The organism is Alteromonas sp. 5NW40-0090 (genome assembly GCF_057552975.1).
On record NZ_BAAJLT010000008.1, the window covers coordinates 189,072 to 205,992 of the forward strand.

14 protein-coding genes are annotated in these 16,921 nt (G+C 44.8%); 6 read left to right on the top strand and 8 right to left on the bottom strand.

The annotated features are described in order from the left end of the window. The first annotated feature begins 28 nt into the window (after nt 1-28). Nucleotides 29-478 carry a DUF192 domain-containing protein gene (locus tag AC27KT_RS11740; protein ID WP_487130150.1) on the top strand — a complete coding sequence of 150 codons (450 nt, stop codon included), beginning with the start codon at nt 29-31 and terminating at the stop codon, nt 476-478. A gap of 60 nt (nt 479-538) precedes the next feature. Then, entirely contained in the window at nt 539-1,888 is a 1,350-nt protein-coding gene (gene lysC, locus AC27KT_RS11745; RefSeq protein WP_487130152.1) for a lysine-sensitive aspartokinase 3, read from the top strand. Between the two features lie 167 nt (nt 1,889-2,055). Here the strand turns inward: lysC and AC27KT_RS11750 are convergent, their stop codons facing one another. The 8 genes from AC27KT_RS11750 to AC27KT_RS11785 form a co-directional block, all read right to left on the bottom strand. Continuing rightward, nucleotides 2,056-2,451 (bottom strand): CHASE4 domain-containing protein, encoded by a 396-nt coding sequence (locus AC27KT_RS11750; RefSeq protein ID WP_487130154.1) that lies wholly within the window; start codon nt 2,449-2,451, stop codon nt 2,056-2,058. A 125-nt stretch (nt 2,452-2,576) separates the two neighbouring features. Continuing rightward, on the bottom strand, nt 2,577-4,601 hold the full coding sequence (locus tag AC27KT_RS11755) for a HAMP domain-containing methyl-accepting chemotaxis protein (protein WP_487130156.1): 2,025 nt from the start codon (nt 4,599-4,601) through the stop codon (nt 2,577-2,579). A 282-nt stretch (nt 4,602-4,883) separates the two neighbouring features. Next, nucleotides 4,884-5,711, bottom strand: coding sequence for a symmetrical bis(5'-nucleosyl)-tetraphosphatase (locus AC27KT_RS11760; RefSeq protein ID WP_487130158.1), 828 nt, complete (start codon nt 5,709-5,711; stop codon nt 4,884-4,886). Between the two features lie 7 nt (nt 5,712-5,718). Then, complete coding sequence (gene apaG / locus AC27KT_RS11765; protein ID WP_474873064.1) at nt 5,719-6,093, bottom strand: Co2+/Mg2+ efflux protein ApaG; 375 nt, start codon at nt 6,091-6,093, stop codon at nt 5,719-5,721. Between the two features lie 7 nt (nt 6,094-6,100). Then, complete coding sequence (rsmA, locus tag AC27KT_RS11770; RefSeq protein WP_487130160.1) at nt 6,101-6,928, bottom strand: 16S rRNA (adenine(1518)-N(6)/adenine(1519)-N(6))-dimethyltransferase RsmA; 828 nt, start codon at nt 6,926-6,928, stop codon at nt 6,101-6,103. Then, nucleotides 6,925-7,911, bottom strand: a complete 987-nt coding sequence (pdxA, locus tag AC27KT_RS11775) for a 4-hydroxythreonine-4-phosphate dehydrogenase PdxA (protein WP_474873065.1) — start codon at nt 7,909-7,911, stop codon at nt 6,925-6,927. The genes rsmA and pdxA overlap by 4 nt, the downstream gene beginning before the upstream one ends. A 13-nt stretch (nt 7,912-7,924) precedes the next feature. Further along, entirely contained in the window at nt 7,925-9,238 is a 1,314-nt protein-coding gene (gene surA, locus AC27KT_RS11780) for a peptidylprolyl isomerase SurA (RefSeq protein WP_487130163.1), read from the bottom strand. 29 nt (nt 9,239-9,267) lie between these two features. After that, on the bottom strand, nt 9,268-11,520 hold the full coding sequence (locus AC27KT_RS11785; protein WP_487130165.1) for an LPS-assembly protein LptD: 2,253 nt from the start codon (nt 11,518-11,520) through the stop codon (nt 9,268-9,270). 495 nt (nt 11,521-12,015) lie between these two features. On the opposite strand from AC27KT_RS11785, the gene djlA reads away from it, so the two are divergent. From djlA to recJ, 4 genes are all read left to right on the top strand, one after another. Continuing rightward, complete coding sequence (gene djlA / locus AC27KT_RS11790; RefSeq protein ID WP_487130167.1) at nt 12,016-12,876, top strand: co-chaperone DjlA; 861 nt, start codon at nt 12,016-12,018, stop codon at nt 12,874-12,876. Continuing rightward, entirely contained in the window at nt 12,877-13,803 is a 927-nt protein-coding gene (gene xerD / locus AC27KT_RS11795) for a site-specific tyrosine recombinase XerD (RefSeq protein WP_487130169.1), read from the top strand. A 351-nt stretch (nt 13,804-14,154) separates the two neighbouring features. Then, nucleotides 14,155-14,877: a bifunctional protein-disulfide isomerase/oxidoreductase DsbC gene (dsbC, locus tag AC27KT_RS11800; protein ID WP_487130283.1), complete on the top strand. Its 723-nt coding sequence runs from the start codon at nt 14,155-14,157 to the stop codon at nt 14,875-14,877. Nucleotides 14,878-15,120: 243 nt separating this feature from the next. Then, nucleotides 15,121-16,842, top strand: coding sequence for a single-stranded-DNA-specific exonuclease RecJ (gene recJ, locus AC27KT_RS11805; protein WP_487130171.1), 1,722 nt, complete (start codon nt 15,121-15,123; stop codon nt 16,840-16,842). Nucleotides 16,843-16,921 lie beyond the last annotated feature (79 nt).

Here is a 16,921-nt window from a genome sequence, read left to right on the forward strand (position 1 = left end):
CTTTTTTTATGGCGAAAAGGAATGTCTAATGGGAAAATCTTTCTTTATTGTTGCTGCACTTGTATTAACCTTAGGGTGTGCAAAAGCGCAGGTTGACCCTGTATCGTCGCTGAATTCAGTGGGCTTTGAATCCATTACACTTGAGATTGGCGGCAAGCACTATGAAGTTGAGTATGCCAAAACCTTTGAACAACGCGCACAGGGCCTTATGTTTCGCAAAGCCTTGTGTGAAGACTGCGGTATGTTTTTTAAGTTTTCTAGCCCAAAGTTTGCGGGCATGTGGATGAAAAATACCTTTGTTCCTCTAGACGTAGCATTTATCGACAGAAAAGGCGTAATAACGGATATAAAACCTCTCACTCCGCATAGTTTGGAGTCGGTCGGATCATCGAAAGAGGTACTTTACGCGTTGGAAATGAACCAAGGGTGGTTTGCCGAGAATAATATTAAAGTAGGCGACCAAATAACGATTGATTAACCGCGCAAAACGCGCGGTTGCTGCTAGCGAAATGCTAGTTTTATTCTGGAGTTAAATATAGTGACAAATGCCTTATCGATAGCTAAGTTCGGTGGAACTAGCGTTGCGAATTACGAAGTAATGCAAAACTGCGCCCGAATTGTTGCCGGTAATGACAAAACGCGCATTGTGGTAGTGAGCGCTGCGGCAGGTGTAACCAATCACCTGGTAAGCTTAGCGCACACACCTATGACGCAACAGCAAATTGAAGAGACCTGTCAGGCCATTATCAATATTGAGCTTGCCATTCTTAACAAGCTGAAAGATAAAGACGCGGTTGAGCCAAAACTCAACGACTTGTTAGATGAAATGCGAAGCTTAGCGTTTCATGAAGAAATCCTTCACCGTGATGATTTAAAAGATCAGCTGCTTTCAATGGGTGAGCGGATGTCATCGCTGATGTTCTCTTCAGTGCTTGCAGAGCAGGGCGTAAAAACCATGAACTTTGACGTACGTAAGGTGTTACGTACTGACAGTGAGTTTGGGGAAGGTGCGCCGCAAATCGAAGAAATCGAAAAGCTGTCTAAACAATTGCTGGCACCTGAAATTAAAGACGCGATAGTGGTTACTCAAGGCTTTGTTGGTGCTGACGAGGAAGGCCGCACTACAACGCTAGGTCGTGGTGGTTCTGATTTTACGGCAGCACTACTTGCTGAAGCGCTTGATGCCGAATCGTGCGAGATTTGGACTGATGTAACGGGTGTGTACACGACTGACCCACGCATTACGCCAGCTGCTCATCCGTTACCTGAACTGAGCTTTGAAGAAGCGGCGGAAATGGCCACTTTTGGTGCCAAGGTACTACACCCTGCCACTATGGAGCCTGCGCTTCGCAAAGACATAAAGGTGTTTGTAGGTTCTAGTAAGGAGCCAGAAAAGGGCGGTACATGGATTGTGCGTGATTGTGAGCACGAGCCTCCGTACCGTGCGATTACTCGCCGTAAAGAGCAAGTAATGGTGACAGTGAAAACACCAAAGATGATGTACGCGCAAGGTTTCCTACAGCAGGTGTTTGCCATCATCGCTAAGCACAAGCTAAGTGTTGATTTGGTTACCACGTCAGAAATCTCGGTATCTTTTACTCTTGATAACCCTGCAAACTCTGTGGCTCAGCGACTCAACAAAGAAACCATTGCTGAACTTGAAACTATCTGTGATGTGAAAGTAGAAAAAGGTTACGACCTTGTCACGGTTGTAGGTAACAACATGCAAACCGCTGTTGGTGTTTCTAGCAAGATTTTAGCTGCGGTTTCAGATTTCAACCTGCGTATGATTTGCTTTGGCGCCAACCCGCACAACCTATCGTTCTTGGTTAACGAAACCAACAGTGACGACGTGGTTCGCAAGCTTCACACGGCGTTATTTGAGTAAAATAGTGAGTCCTGGGGAAAATTCAGGGTTTATGTTATTCAGAAGACGGCTGCTTTGCGCAGCCGTTTTTATATGTGCTCATTAACGTTCGTTCCATACTTTATTTCGGCCGTGTTTTTTTGCGCTATATAAAGCTATGTCCGCCTTTTCAAACAATGTTCGGCTCTCTAAATACTGACCTTGCTGTTTACGACTGTGCGTTTGTACTCACCCGCTACGAGCTGTGATTGAGCATCAAAAAAATACCAGCCGGTAATTCCCAGAGTGGAATAGCTTGAAGGAATAAAATAGGTTTCCTTGAACCAACCAATATCACGTGATGAGACTGCTTTGTATGTCTCATCCCAAACAGCATTATCATAGGAAAGGTTCTCTAACGCTCTAAATTCTTGATTAACTTCTGAGGTAAGGCGTAACAGTTCAAATTTTACGTGCTCGTTAGTCAGGTCTTTTATTTGTGGAGAAATTACAAAGGCGCGTATGCATAACTGAACGAATACAACAGTTGCAACAACTAAAGTGACAGCAAAGATAAGTTGGGTTCGAAGTGTTCTAAAATGCAAAGCTAACCTCACTATGATCGGGCTTTACAAGTATAGTTCGTATTTTTCGAATTGTTACAAGAATAAAAAAACGCCAGCGAGGTGGCGTTTTTGTAAAATCAAGTACCCTAGAAGCGAGGCAGTATTTACACCTTAAACTGTCTGATAGACTGTTGTAACTCTTCAGCAAGTCGCGCCACTTCATGGCTAGACTCAGACGTTTGCTGTGCACCCGCTGTCGTCTCTTCAGCGATACCCACAATAGTTTCAAGCTTTTCACTGATTTCTTGCGATACCGTATTCTGTTCACGAGCTGACTGCTCAATTTGAGAGCTCACGTCATGGGCTTTGTGAACCGCATCGGTAATGATATCCAGTGCTTGCGTGGCTTTTTCCGTTTGCGCAACACATGCCGCGGTTTGATCTTTACCTTGATTCATCACCGACACCGCTTTTTCCGCGCCTGCTTGAAGCACTTCAATCATGGCATTAATTTCTTGTGTCGATTCTTGTGTACGGCTAGCGAGGGTTCTTACTTCGTCAGCAACAACCGCGAAACCTCGGCCTTGCTCACCGGCGCGAGCAGCCTCAATAGCAGCATTCAGGGCCAGTAGGTTGGTTTGGTCCGCAACACCGCGAATAACGTCAAGAATACCACCAATGCTTGCGCTATCTTGATGAAGCTTGTTGATAACATCCGCCGCTTCTTGTACATCACGAGACAAAATTTCAATAGTGTTCTTGTTCTCTAACGAGATTTGACGAACGTTTTCGGCCTCAGCATCTGCGTGGCGAATCTGGCTAAGCGTATCTTCTGCGTTCTGAACAACCAGCTGGGACGTAGAGTGCATTTCTGTGGTTGCTGTTGCCACTTGGCCAATTTGAGATTTTTGATCCTGGATTGAATGGGTAGTTTGCGCTGTTACCGCAGACGTTTGCTCTGAAGCTGCCGCCAACTGTTCTGCACGAACGTTAATGGCGGTGATAAGTTCCTTCAAATTACCAATAAGTGTATTACAGTTACGGGCTAAAAGACCAAATTCGTCTTGTGCAGAATCATCTAAACGATGTGTAAGGTCACCTGATGAAGCAACCGTAAGTAGTTCATTTACGCGATAAAGTGGGCGTGTGATAGCGCGAACGGTTACATATCCAATGAAGGCCGCTACTGCAATAGAGATAATAACGACTACGATGACGAAAGTATTACCTGTTGTAATGGCACCGTTAACCTGGTTTTCTATGTGAGATGCTTTTTTATCTGCAAGATTAAGAAGGTTTTCAAGCGCTACAACCCCCTGCGTAATGTTTGCATCAGAAGCATTAAGTGCCTGTTCAGCGTCATTTCTGCGCTCTAGGCGATCTACATGAAGCTGCACCACGCCGTCGTTAGCTTTAATCGCATTGATGGCGTCGTTAACCAAGTCATTTATATCGTCAAGTGTGCCTGAATCATCTCGACCACCGGCGGTTTGAACCATCTCACTAAGCTGAGTTACCACTTTTTCAACGACGAGATCAACTTCGTTGCCTAATGTCTGCGAACGTATTAGTGTCTCGGTCTTTATATATTCATATGAAACGGTTAACAGGGAAAGTAGTGAAGTCTCAAGCTGGCCACCGATCTCAGCTGCACGTCTGAGGTTAGGATCCCTTTGAACCGCATCTAAGTCTGAAAAGTCTAAAAGGTAAGTAGAAGCATCGTCGGCGTTGTCTTCCGCGTCACCAAGTCGGTCTTGAATACTATTGCGCAGGTCGAGGTACATTTGATGGTTTTTGTACATCGCTTCCACGTTAGTTACATACGCTTCATAAGATTCTCGTACAGTATTAAGCGTGCTTCTTAACTCTGGCTCGTTACTTACCGCTTGCGCTAACTTTTTATATTCACTCTCAAAGGTGTCTTTGGCAGAATTAAATGATGCTCTTTTATCTTTAAGATCATTTAAGTCCTCTTCGATGTAGCTTTCGAAGGTCAGTCGTCCCATGTTTAGAAAGCTTGCTTTTAATGCGTTACTGCCTGCTACGGTGGGAAGCGCAACGTCATTTACTTCCTCTGTTGCAGAGCCTATAGAATTGAGGTTGTATAGCGAAACAACACTTATGACGATTAGAAGTGCACTAATCGCTACAAATCCCCCGATTACGCGTGTGGCTACCGTTAATTTCATCGGAACTCCTGGATGAGTGTTTTTTGTTTTTATCCCTAACGATATTACCCGTCTCAGCTAACAAAATATAGCGCTTATATAAGCGTATTTGCTCAGGTAATGAGAGCGGATAACGAAACATCATCGTTACTATCACAGGTAAGTGTATCGGCTACAATAACTTAATGTTTATTTTAATTAGCACTTAAGTGCTAATGTTTTCACTGGTACAACCAGTTAAGGGTGGGAGAAAAGTCTCCTCGTTTGCGCTTTTCCAGCCCAATGATGTGTTGAAATGAGATATTACGCCGAGACGCTAACGAGCGATGAAGTATGTAGGTTGAATAGCGTCATACTTTGTCCCCAGACATAACCCGTATCCAAGCCTATAAACTGAGAATTATTTGTTTGACCAGACAATGCAGCCCAATGCCCAAATACCACCCGGTGATCACCACTGAGCTTTTTATTCTCTACTTCAAACCATGGCTTTAACGTGCTATTGGTGCAGTGAGATACCGCACTGGGATGAGATTTATTATCGAAATCAAGTCTGCCGTCTGTATGTACGAAGCGCATGCGCGTACACGCATTTACAATAAAACGAAGGCGTTGCTCTCCTTCTAATTTATCTGACCAGCTATCTGGTTTGTTACCATACATCTGCGACAAAAACGCCGCATAATCTTGTGACTTCAGAGTGTTGCTAACTTCATTACTCAATGAGACGCACTCATCAACAGACCATTTAGGATAAAGTCCTGCGTGAACCATCACAGAGTTTTCATCCAATTTCATCGCTAGAGGGAACTGACGGAGCCAGTCAACCAATTCATTTAAATCCGAAGCGTTAAGAAGTGGGTCTAACTTATCTGATTTTTTGGCTTTGCGGATACCGTTTACTACAGCAAGCAAGTGGAGGTCGTGATTACCTAAAACACTGCTAAACTGACTTCCGAGAGATCTCAAAAAGCGCAGGGTGCTTAACGAATCTTCTCCCCGTGCAACCAAATCTCCGACGGCAAGTAATTTATCGTTTGTCTCGTCAAACTTTACTTTATCCAGTGCCCGACGAAGACCATCAAAGCAGCCTTGGATATCGCCAATGACATAGGTGTTACCTTGCGACATAGAAACCTTAGTGAAGAATGCTTGGAATGGCTAAACGAAATACCTTAATAGGAACATGGAAGCGCTCGCCGCTTTCAAGTTCCATTACATAGTAGCCTTCCATATTACCAACCGGTGTGTCAATGACTGCACCGCTGGTATAGTCAAAACTTTCACCTGCTTTCATAATCGGCTGCTTTCCAACCACGCCATCACCTTCAATCTCTGAGGCTTTACCATTTGCGTCAGTTATTTTCCAATAGCGACTGAGTAGCTGCACAGTGTGCTCACTATTGTTTTCAATCGTAATGTGGTAAGCGAACGCAAACTGTTTGGAGTCAGAAGGAAGATGGTCAGGAAGGTGTCGGGTTTTCACCCGCACCTTTATATCTAGTACATCCATAGAGAAATTACTGCTCTTGTTGGTGCTCTTTTGCCGACACAGCATTAGCGATAGTGGCAAAATCGTTAAGCGATAGTACTTCTGCACGAGAAGTTGGATCTATCTCTAACTCACGGATCTCTTCCTCACTTAAGCTGTCTTTTAGCGAGTTACGAATAGTTTTTCGGCGTTGATTAAACGCTTGTGCACAGACTCGTTCAAGGGTGCTAACTGACTCAACATCTACTGGTGGAGCCTGATGTGGAACCAGCTTAACAACGGCAGAATCTACCTTTGGTGGTGGCTTAAATGCACCAGGTGGTACATTTAATACAGGAATAACGTGGCAGTAATACTGCGCCATCACTGAAAGCCTGCCATAGTTTTTAGAACCAGGACCAGCAGCCAGACGGTTTACCACTTCTTTCTGCAGCATAAAGTGCATATCTTCAATGCAGTGAGCATGGTCGAATAAATGGAACATTAGCGGTGTTGAAATGTTGTAAGGCAAGTTACCAAAGACCCGCAGCTTCTTGTCTTTCATTGGCATCTCTTTGCACAACGCGCCGAAATCCATCGTCATCGCATCTTGTTCAATTACGGTGAGTTTATCGCCGTTAAATGGATGGTGACGTAGTCGTTTGGCGAGATCTCGGTCTAGCTCGATAACGGTAAGTGCGTCTACTTCTTCACAAACAGGGTCTGTTAACGCGCCTAAACCTGGTCCTATTTCTACCAAGTTTTGTTCATTCTTTGGCGCGATGGCTGCAACAATTTTTCCTATCACGTACTCGTCGTGAAGGAAGTTCTGTCCAAATCGCTTTCTGGCCGTATGGCCTAAATGTGTTTTACTCATTGTTGATGATGTGCAAGCTCAATGGCTTTTTCCAATGCTTTTCTGAAACTACCGGCGTCGGCCTCACCTGTACCAGCTAAATCTAATGCAGTACCGTGGTCGACTGAAGTGCGAACAAAAGGTAACCCTAAAGTAATATTCACCGACGCCCCAAAACCCTTATATTTTAGCACGGGTAAGCCTTGGTCGTGATACATCGCTAGCACTACATCGGCATTTTCTAAGTATTTAGGCTGAAATATAGTGTCAGCAGGCAGTGGACCTGTAATATTTAAGCCTTCTTCCCTAAGCTCGTTAAGTGCCGGAATGATAGTGTGAATTTCTTCAGTACCAATATGACCGTCTTCACCTGCGTGTGGGTTTAGACCACATACATAAATGTGAGGCGTTTTTATGCCGAACTTCAGCTTCAAGTCAGTATTAATGATATGAATAACTTTATGCAGTCGCTCGCGGGTTATTGCTTTTGCTACATATTCAAGGGGGATATGCGTCGTAGCTAGTGCCACATTCAGGCCTTCTGTTGCTAGCAGCATTACCACGTCAATCGTATTGGACTGATAAGCGAAAAACTCTGTATGGCCGCTGAAAGAAACCCCCGCTTTGTTAATGATGCCTTTGTGTACAGGGCCCGTAACAACAGCATCAAAGTCGCCGTCCATATTAGCCTGGCACGCTTGGCGCAAGGTTTCTACAACATACAGCCCGTTTTCGCTATCAAGTTCTCCCGGAACAACTTCAACCGTTTTATCTATCTGTTTTATAAACAACGAACCCGCAGCTTGTATCTGCGGGTTATTTGCATCGTAATCGATTAGCGTTAATGGAAGCCCTAGGGCACTCGCTCGCGCTTTCAACATGTCGGCATCGGCAAACACGACAAGCTGGGCTTGCCATGTTTCTTGGGCCAGTTTAATGATCAAATCTGGCCCTATACCTGCCGGTTCTCCCGGCGTTATTGCTATTTTAATTGGTGTGCTCATGAATAACTTTTTATTAAGATTCGACTACTTCGACGTAAGCGGCATCGCGCATCTCACGTAACCAGTTTTCGGTTTCTTCTGAAAATTTACGGTTGAAGATAAGCTGATATGCTTTGTCTTCTTTACGCTTATCCGTTGCGTCATCCATGCGGCGGTCGATAAGTTGAATTAAGTGCCAGCCGTGAACTGTGCGTACTGGGTCGCTGTACTCTCCAGGCTCAAGCTGAGACAACGCATCTTTAAACTCTGGTACATAATTGCTTGGGTCAGACCAGCCTAACTCGCCACCTCGAAGGGCAGAACCTGGGTCTTCAGAATGCTCTTTGGCTAACTCTGCAAAATCAGCTTCACCGCTTTGCAATTCTTCTTTAAAGCGAGTAAGCATGGTTTTTGCTTTCTCTTCACTAAGAATGATAGACGGCTTTACAAGAATGTGACGAGAGTCCACTTCTTCCACGGTGACTTTCTCAATACCGCGGGTGTCTAACACCTTAAGTATGTGAAAACCCGCACCGCTTCGGATTGGTCCAACAAGGGCATCTTTATCTTTGTCTTGAATGGCTTCAGCGAAAAGTGTAGGCATGGCGTTAATATTAAGCCAGCCCATATCACCACCTTCTAGCGCTTCGTTACCAGACGATGACGCGATGGCTATCTTAGCAAAATCAGAACCTGATTCTAACAAGGCTATTACTTTGTCTGCGCGCTCACGGGCAGCTTGAATATCTTCGTCTGTTGGTTCAGGTGGGAAGCCAATAAGAATGTGACCTAAGCGGTATTCTGCCTGCGTCGCACCCTGTTGCTCCATAAGATCTATCAGGGTATTGATTTCTTGGGTAGTGATATAGACGCGACGACGTACGTTTGCACGGCGCACTTCACCCATAATAATTTCTTCACGAATATCTTCACGATAGTCATCGTACGCAATACCTTCGGAAGCTAATTGTGCACGAAGCTGTTCAACAGTCGCATTTTGATTAGACGCGATATTGCCAATTGTTTGCTCAAGCTGTGGGTCGCTAATACGAATACCCATGCGTTCAGCCATTTGTAACTGAAGGCTTTTAGTGATCAAGCGCTCAATGGCCTGAGTACGAAGCGCACGATCTGATGGCAGCTGTTGATTATTAGCTTCAGCGTTGCGTTTAACTTCTTGTACAAGGGCATCAATTTCGCTTTCAAGCACAACACCTTGGTCAACAATTACAGCAACGCGGTCAAGCATAACTTCTTGCGCAACACTGTTAAACGAGAGTAGGGCACCTAACATCAATGCACGGATAATGAACTTCATACACACTCTTTTATTATTGGTTGATTGCATTTAAGCGCGGTTAAGCGCTCAACTGCGGGTTAATTTAAACTATAAGGCTGGCGATAGCCAAACATACCGTCTTGAAGCATGCTTCTTTGGGTTCCTGATGAACCTATGCCTTTGAAAATAAACTGGAGCGATACACCAGAGTCGAAATCGTCGGTTGTTTGAACACCACTGTCGTTGTAGCGGTTGTTTAAACTGCGCTGTGCGACAAGTCGAACTGCCCAACAGCAAGATTCATATTGAATGCCAGCATAGGTTTCCACACTTCGATTGCGCTCTAGATCACGGTAAGTACGGCCAACCCATTGCCAATTCTTAGAAATAGGCCAACTTGCTGAAATACCAATTTGATCGATGGTTTCACCACTTAAGTCGCGAACATAGCGATGACTCAATTGAATAAAGCGCGCGTCATCTCTACGGTATTCAATACCCACGCTACTTAGATCAACTTTGTCTGTGTCAGTCGTTACCTGTACATCAGAATGGAAAAACCAATTGTTGTTAAAGCGCCAATCCACCTCAGCGGCAAGAGCTGAGCGGTCTTGATTTTTTGTTGCCGCAATAACTTTATTATCTTCAAGGTAGAATATCTGACCCACACTAAGAACAAATTGTTCCCTATTGTTTTTGTCTAACATGCGTGTGGTTGCACCAAGGGTAATTTGGTTGTTGTCACTAATTCTATCAAGGCCGGTAAATTCTTGGCCCCTAAACAATCCTTCAACGTCGGTTAAAAGCGGCGTTGAGTCATAAAAACCTATTGCAGTTTGATCTTCATATGACGTGTAGAGATATTGCACCTTGGGTTCTAGGGTCATTGACATGTCGTCACTAAACCAAGACGTGTCTCTTTCAAAATATAAGGCACCGTAAAGGCGGGCTTGACCAAGCGTTCGCTCTACGTCTTCTTTCAAATCAGTACCTTCAACATTGTCTTGTTGGTATACCGTTTGAAATAATGAGGTTTCAGCAACAAACTCTCCCCATGCAGCGCGAAATGGCACGGCAAGTGTTGGCGCAATATGGAAGCGAGTTGCTGTTGGCGCAGTCTCCAACGTGTTATCAAAATGAGCAACCTCAGAGTCAAGATTGAACTCGAAATATTCGCCAAACGCTCTGTTGTAGTTAACTTTGATCTCTGGCACAGCACGGTAGCTGTCTGCCGTGTTGCCTAATACTTCAAAATCTTTTATTTGCATATTTACCGATAGATTTTGAGAGTAGTAACTTAAACCAATGTTGCGGTACAGGTGGGTGTCTGCGCGACTATAATAGTCTGAACCCAAGTCAACTAAGTAGTTGTTGTCACTTAGGCCGTTAAAATCAATATTAAGTAGCCAGTTATCAGCAACTAACCCCTGATGCTCCAATCGGTAAAAATAGCGGTCTGGATTACCTGCAATGTCCGAGTCACTTGGTAAATATTCAACATAGGCTTTACCTTGGCTGCGCTCTGTTAAGTAGCGAAACTCCGTATTCAGCTGAACGCCGCGAAGGGTCATCAACCGAGGTGAAATCGTCATGTCGTAGTTTGGCGCAATGTTCCAGTAAAAAGGCTGGGTGTAGTCTACACCCGTGCGACTAGAGCTGGTGAGTTCGGGAAATAGTAAGCCTGTTTGTCGTTCATTGCTTACGGGAAACGCAAAGTAAGGTAAGTAAAACACTGGTACATCGGCGATGTAAAACCGGGTGTGTTTAGCTTGGCCCCATACCGTGCCTTTTTCCAAACTGATCTCACTGGCACGGATCATCCAGTCTTCACCCCCTTCCGGGCAAGTAGTGAAACTGACTTCCTTAAGTACGATACCGGTAGCGGTATCTAGCACGATATCTTTTGCGGCTCCTTGCCCTACAAACCCCGTCAGTTTATAGCGGGTGTTTTGCATCTCTAAACGCTCTTCTTCAGAGCGCAGGGTTACCGTGTCACTTTCAACTTTTAATTGTGCATCTTGGTAAGTCACATCGCCTTTAGCAATGAGGTCTCGGCCACTGCCGTTCACTTGCGCTTGAGACGCACTAATCACCGCGGTGTCTGACGTTATGTCTACATTGCCAGAAAACAATGCCACAGTGTCTTGAATAATTTCAGTTCGGTTAGCTTCAACTTTCACATGACCTTTAGGCATTAACGCCTGGCTACTAAAAGTAACGGGTTCAACAGAGCAAAATGCAAGCGGGGCTGCATTTGGAGCTAATTGAGAATTTGAAGCTGTCGTTTCCTGTGCAAACGCGACTGTAGGCAAAAGGGTCGCGGAAACAAGCATGGCGCAGGTATTTTTCATGCGTAAATGGGTGGCCTGTTTTGTTGTATGTTGCTTATAAACCCAAATAAGACGACATGCGTCTCGATTAGTTCGACATAACGTTTTAAAAAAACAGTGATTACATCCCCTTGATTGACCTTCCAGTTAAAGAATTGGGGCGTTCACTAGCTATAACTATTTTATTTAAGCGCACAATTCTAAGCACTTCTGTCGTAATTACCAACCATTCAGACAAAAAAATGCACTTTTAAACACATTACTTATCAAACAGCAAAACAAATTGGGCAGTGTAGCTTGATTTCACCTTGCCTAGACCACAAATTTGGTCGCTAGGGTGATCAGTTTTGGTAAGTGCTCTTTAAGCCCCTTGCGCACGATAAAAACCTAAACTGTCTGCTGCTCTGGTTAATATACTTAAGCTTTTGATATGATGTGCTAAACACGCTGTGCACGGCGTGAACTAGAAAACGCAACATCAACTTTTTATACAGTGCACCAACGGAGTATGACGCGATGTCAATTTGGGGGAAAATCCTCGGCGCCTTATTTGGCTTTATGTTTCTTAAAATACCTGGCGCTATTCTTGGACTGGTGGTCGGGCACTTTTTTGACAAAGCGTACCGCCAAGATTTCAATCAGCTAGGCGGTTTTGGGCGCTTTTTTACCGACCAAAACAATTTAAAACAGCAGGCAATTTTTTTTCACAGCCTGTTTAGCGCGTTAGGTCACCTTGCTAAGTCTGACGGCAAAGTAACAGACCGAGAAATTCAAATTGCCACAGCGTTAATGGATGAAATGCGCCTGACAGGCGATGCGCGCCGCGAGGCGCAAGATGCATTTAGAGAAGGCAAAGCGCGAGACTTTCCTTTAGTCGATACGTTGAAAGGTTTTTACGACGCCAGCCACGGTAGACGCGATATTCTTCAAGTATTTTTAGAGATCCTTATTCAAGCCGCATTTGCCGACGGCCAGCTTTCTCAAGAAGAATATAATGTATTGGAAAAAGTAGCGAAGCCACTGGGCTTTAGGCGCCGTGATTTAGACTATCTAATTTCAATGTATGAAGCTGAAATACGCTTTAGGCAGCGGTCTAACCCTGGCTCGGGGCAACGCACTCATTCAGGTCAACGTCAGCACAGCCAATCAGCCTATTCAGAACAGCAAAGTTTAGATGATGCCTATCGGATATTAGGCGTGTCGGCATCTGACGATGAAAAGACGATAAAGCGTGCCTACAGAAAGCGCATGTCTGAGCATCACCCAGATAAGCTGGTTTCGAAAGGGCTACCTGAGCAGGCAATGGAGATTGCCAAAAAGAAGGCACAAGATATTCAATCAGCTTATGAACTGATTAAGCAAAAGCGTGACTTTTAAATGGCAAAAACTGAACGTGAGCTAACCTATGTGCCTGCAGCGAGTCAGGCGCATATTGACGGCTTTATTGAGATGCTTTGGCTTGAAAAAGGGTTGTCAGAGCATACACAGCAAAGCTATCGTACCGACCTCACTAAGCTTGCTATCTATAGCAACAACCAAGGTGTGAAAGATATTGCAGTGCTGACCACTGAGCAGCTTCAGGACTATTTAGCTTATCGCCACAACCAAGGGCTCTCTACGCGCAGCACCCAACGGGCGCTCAGCGCAATTCGGGCCTTTTTCGTCTTTCTAATCAGTAAGCAAGTACGTGTAGACAGCCCGGTGTCCGCGCTTTCAAACCCCAAAACGCCCAAAGCTTTGCCTTCTTCACTCAGTGAGCAACAAGTTGAAGATTTGCTGAATGCGCCCCTTACCGACGACCCTATTGAATGTAGGGATAAGAGCATGCTTGAAGTGCTTTATGCAACCGGCCTTCGCGTGAGCGAATTAATTGGGTTGACGATGGATCAAGTCAGTATTCAGCAAGGCGTGGTTAGAGTGGTAGGTAAAGGAAACAAAGAGCGTTTAGTACCTCTTGGAGAAGAGGCAATAGAATGGTTATTAACCTATATAAAAACCGCGCGGCCTATTCTTGCAACAAAAACTTCTGACGTAGTTTTTCTGAGTAAGCGTGGACAGAAAATGACGCGCCAAACATTTTGGCATCGCATTAAATACTATGCGTTGAAAGCGGGAATTGAGCAGCACCTTTCTCCCCACACGTTGCGTCATGCCTTTGCGACACACCTTTTGAATCACGGTGCTGATTTACGTGTTGTACAAATGCTGTTGGGGCACAGCGACTTGTCAACGACTCAAATATACACCCATGTAGCGACAGAGCGACTTCAAACTTTAATCCACAGTCATCACCCACGTGGCTAAATATACAAATAAAGAATGCTATAAATTGGAGGCTGTATACGACGAGGCTCAGTGACGACGTATATAAAATAAAAAGGTCTATGGTAGGATACGAGCCATGCAAAACGTTTAGAAAATACATTTTCCGTTAGTGCTTTAACGGGGCTGAGTTTGAATGTTGACGTTAAATGTACTGAGGTTAAAAGAAAATTAGCGTTTAACGTGCAATTTTTTGCTAAGTTTTATGGTCTGAACGTTATGAATGTAAAAAATTTTAAGCAATTGCTTTAAGTGGAAAGATATCGATTCAAGCAGTTGTATGTTAAGCCAGTAAGTACAAGCGAACTTAAATGGCAAAATGGAGAGTATTTAGTGAAAGCAGTAAAAAAAGTATTGTTAGCCAGTGTAGTTGCGGCAGGTTCTCTATTAGGGCTCAGTGCGCACGCGGCTGATGAAGCGGCTATCCGTGATAAATTAACCTCAATGCTAGGGTTAGATGTAGAAACCATTGCTGACTCTCCAGTATCAGGGCTGGTTCAGGTATCAACAAACCGCGGTTTGTTTTACGTAAGTGAAAACGGGCAGTATCTGCTTCAGGCTCGTGTTTTTAACATTGATGAAGAGATGCGTAACGAAACAGAGCTGGCACTTTCTGGGCTGCGCAAAGAAGGCGTAAAAGAGATGGAATCATCGTCTATTACGTTTAAGGCCAAAAACGAAAAGCATGAAATAAGCGTATTTACTGATATTACGTGTGGCTATTGCCGTAAATTTCACAACGAGATTGATGAGCTAAACGATGCGGGCATTACCGTACACTACCTTGCGTTTCCACGTTCTGGGTTAAACAGCGAAAACTACAACGATATGGTGTCGGTGTGGTGTGCGAAAGACCCGCAAAAAGCGTTAACTAAAGCTAAAGCGGGTAATGACGTAGCTAGCGCAAGCTGTAAAAATAAAGTGGCAGAGCAGTACATGTTAGGTCAAAAATTAGGCGTGAATGGCACGCCTAATATCGTACTGCCAGACGGTTCATTGATTCCTGGTTATCAGCCAGCGGCTTTGCTTGCTAAAGCATTAGACGAAGCTGAATAGCCATTCAGTCCTTAACAGCAAATATGATAAAAACGCACGCTTTGTGCGTTTTTTTGTTTTCTGCGGTATGATTCATTCCCATAATTTTTAGCGTTTTTTCGTACAGTTTTGCTTTGCAGTTCACACGGGCGTTTACTTGGAATCTGCACTAATTATCAAGTGTCCCGACTCCAGTCTCTTCATTTAAAGCCTATTTGAACTGGCATCGACAACTGCATTTACAGTATTGGTTAGTGGTATTTCATGATTTTGCCTATTGTTCGCCGTGAGGTTACCGGCGCCTCGCTTAGTTCCGACTTACATCCTGTTATCGATAGAATTTATCGCGGTCGCAATATTGCGAATTTAGATGACTTGGAGAATGGTCTAAAAGGACTAACTCACTTCAATGTCTTGAAGGGGATGTCGCAAGCCGCGCAAATTCTCGCTAATGCTGTTGCACAAAATAAACGCATTATTATTGTGGGCGATTTTGATGCCGACGGAGCAACCAGTACATCGGTATGCATATTGGCGCTTCGAGCCATGGGCTATCACAACGTTGATTTTCTTGTACCTAACCGCTTTGACTTCGGTTACGGACTTAGCGTGCCTATTGTGGATGAAGCTGCCAAACAGGGGGCAGAGGTTATTGTCACAGTGGACAATGGCATTTCCTGTATTGACGGTGTAACTCATGCAAAGTCGTTAGGAATGCAGGTTGTTGTTACCGATCACCATTTGCCAGGCGATGTTCTACCTCCTGCTGATGCGATAGTGAATCCTAACCAACCTGGCTGTGAATTCCCTTCTAAAAATTTGGCAGGGGTAGGCGTTGCCTTTTACATCATGCTAGCACTTAAAGCTGAGTTACAGCAGCAAGGGCATTTTGAAAAAGCGGGAGTAGCGCCACCAAACCTAGCGTCGCTACTTGATATCGTTGCGGTTGGCACCGTGGCCGATGTAGTAGTGCTTGATAAAAACAACCGAATTTTAGTTCATCAAGGCCTTCAGCGCATTCGGGCGGGTAAGTGTCGTCCTGGTATTAAAGCATTGGTCGAAGTAGCCAATCGCGATTGCGCTCACTTAACCTCAACTGACTTAGGCTTTGTGGTTGGGCCAAGGCTTAATGCTGCAGGTCGATTAGACGATATGTCCCAAGGCATTGCGTGCTTATTGGAAGATGAAACCATTCAAGCGCGAATGATTGCCGCGGAACTCGATGCGCTTAATAAAGAACGCCGTGAAATTGAGACCGGCATGAAAGCGCAAGCGGAAAGCGTGCTAGAGCAAATGGCGCTGGATGAAGGCGATATGCCAAGCGCACTGGTGGTTTATCGCGAAGACTTTCACCAGGGAGTTATTGGTATTGTGGCAGGGCGTTTGAAAGAGAAGTACCTTAAGCCTGTTATCGCTTTTGCCCATCAAGACGACGAGATCATTAAAGGTTCGGCACGCTCAATTCCTGGCGTGCACATTCGCGATGTACTTGATGAAGTCAACACTCGATACCCTGGCGTTATCGAAAAGTTTGGTGGGCATGCCATGGCCGCTGGATTGAGCTTGCCAGTAGCTAAGCTGCAAGACTTCGAGCGTGCTTTTGTTGATACTGCACGTGCGCACATGGCAAAGCTTGATGGTAATCATGCTTTACTTTCCGACGGTGACTTGTCCTCGCAAGAGCTGTGTTTACCCTTTGCGCATTTACTGCGTCAAGCAGGTCCTTTTGGACAGGGCTTTGAATCACCGTTATTCGATGGTGAATTTTCGTTACTTGACCAGCGCTTAGTCGGTCAAAAACACCTAAAAATGGTGTTAAAAAGTGACGGCGCTAACGAGGTCGATGCTATTGCGTTTAACGTTGATTTAAAATCATGGCCGAATGCCATGGTCAAACGCGTGCATATTGCCTATCGACTTGATATCAACGTATTTCGCGGTCAAGAAACCGTGCAGCTTATTGTCGAGCAAATTGAGGCGCGTTAGCAGGAGCGAGTTCACACGCAGGCGGTGGCAATAAGCCTAACGAGCAATTAGTGCAAAGCAGTGGAAACAAGAGGCAAAG

Excerpts from the sequence above, each read along its gene's own strand:
- AC27KT_RS11740 (WP_487130150.1), top strand. The coding sequence starts at position 29 with ATGGGAAAATCTTTCTTTATTGTTGCTGCACTTGTATTAACCTTAGGG.
- AC27KT_RS11755 (WP_487130156.1), bottom strand. The coding sequence starts at position 4,601 with ATGAAATTAACGGTAGCCACACGCGTAATCGGGGGATTTGTAGCGATT.
- AC27KT_RS11760 (WP_487130158.1), bottom strand. The coding sequence starts at position 5,711 with ATGTCGCAAGGTAACACCTATGTCATTGGCGATATCCAAGGCTGCTTT.
- apaG (WP_474873064.1), bottom strand. The coding sequence starts at position 6,093 with ATGGATGTACTAGATATAAAGGTGCGGGTGAAAACCCGACACCTTCCT.
- rsmA (WP_487130160.1), bottom strand. The coding sequence starts at position 6,928 with ATGAGTAAAACACATTTAGGCCATACGGCCAGAAAGCGATTTGGACAG.
- pdxA (WP_474873065.1), bottom strand. The coding sequence starts at position 7,911 with ATGAGCACACCAATTAAAATAGCAATAACGCCGGGAGAACCGGCAGGT.
- surA (WP_487130163.1), bottom strand. The coding sequence starts at position 9,238 with ATGCAATCAACCAATAATAAAAGAGTGTGTATGAAGTTCATTATCCGT.
- AC27KT_RS11785 (WP_487130165.1), bottom strand. The coding sequence starts at position 11,520 with ATGAAAAATACCTGCGCCATGCTTGTTTCCGCGACCCTTTTGCCTACA.
- djlA (WP_487130167.1), top strand. The coding sequence starts at position 12,016 with ATGTCAATTTGGGGGAAAATCCTCGGCGCCTTATTTGGCTTTATGTTT.
- xerD (WP_487130169.1), top strand. The coding sequence starts at position 12,877 with ATGGCAAAAACTGAACGTGAGCTAACCTATGTGCCTGCAGCGAGTCAG.
- recJ (WP_487130171.1), top strand. The coding sequence starts at position 15,121 with ATGATTTTGCCTATTGTTCGCCGTGAGGTTACCGGCGCCTCGCTTAGT.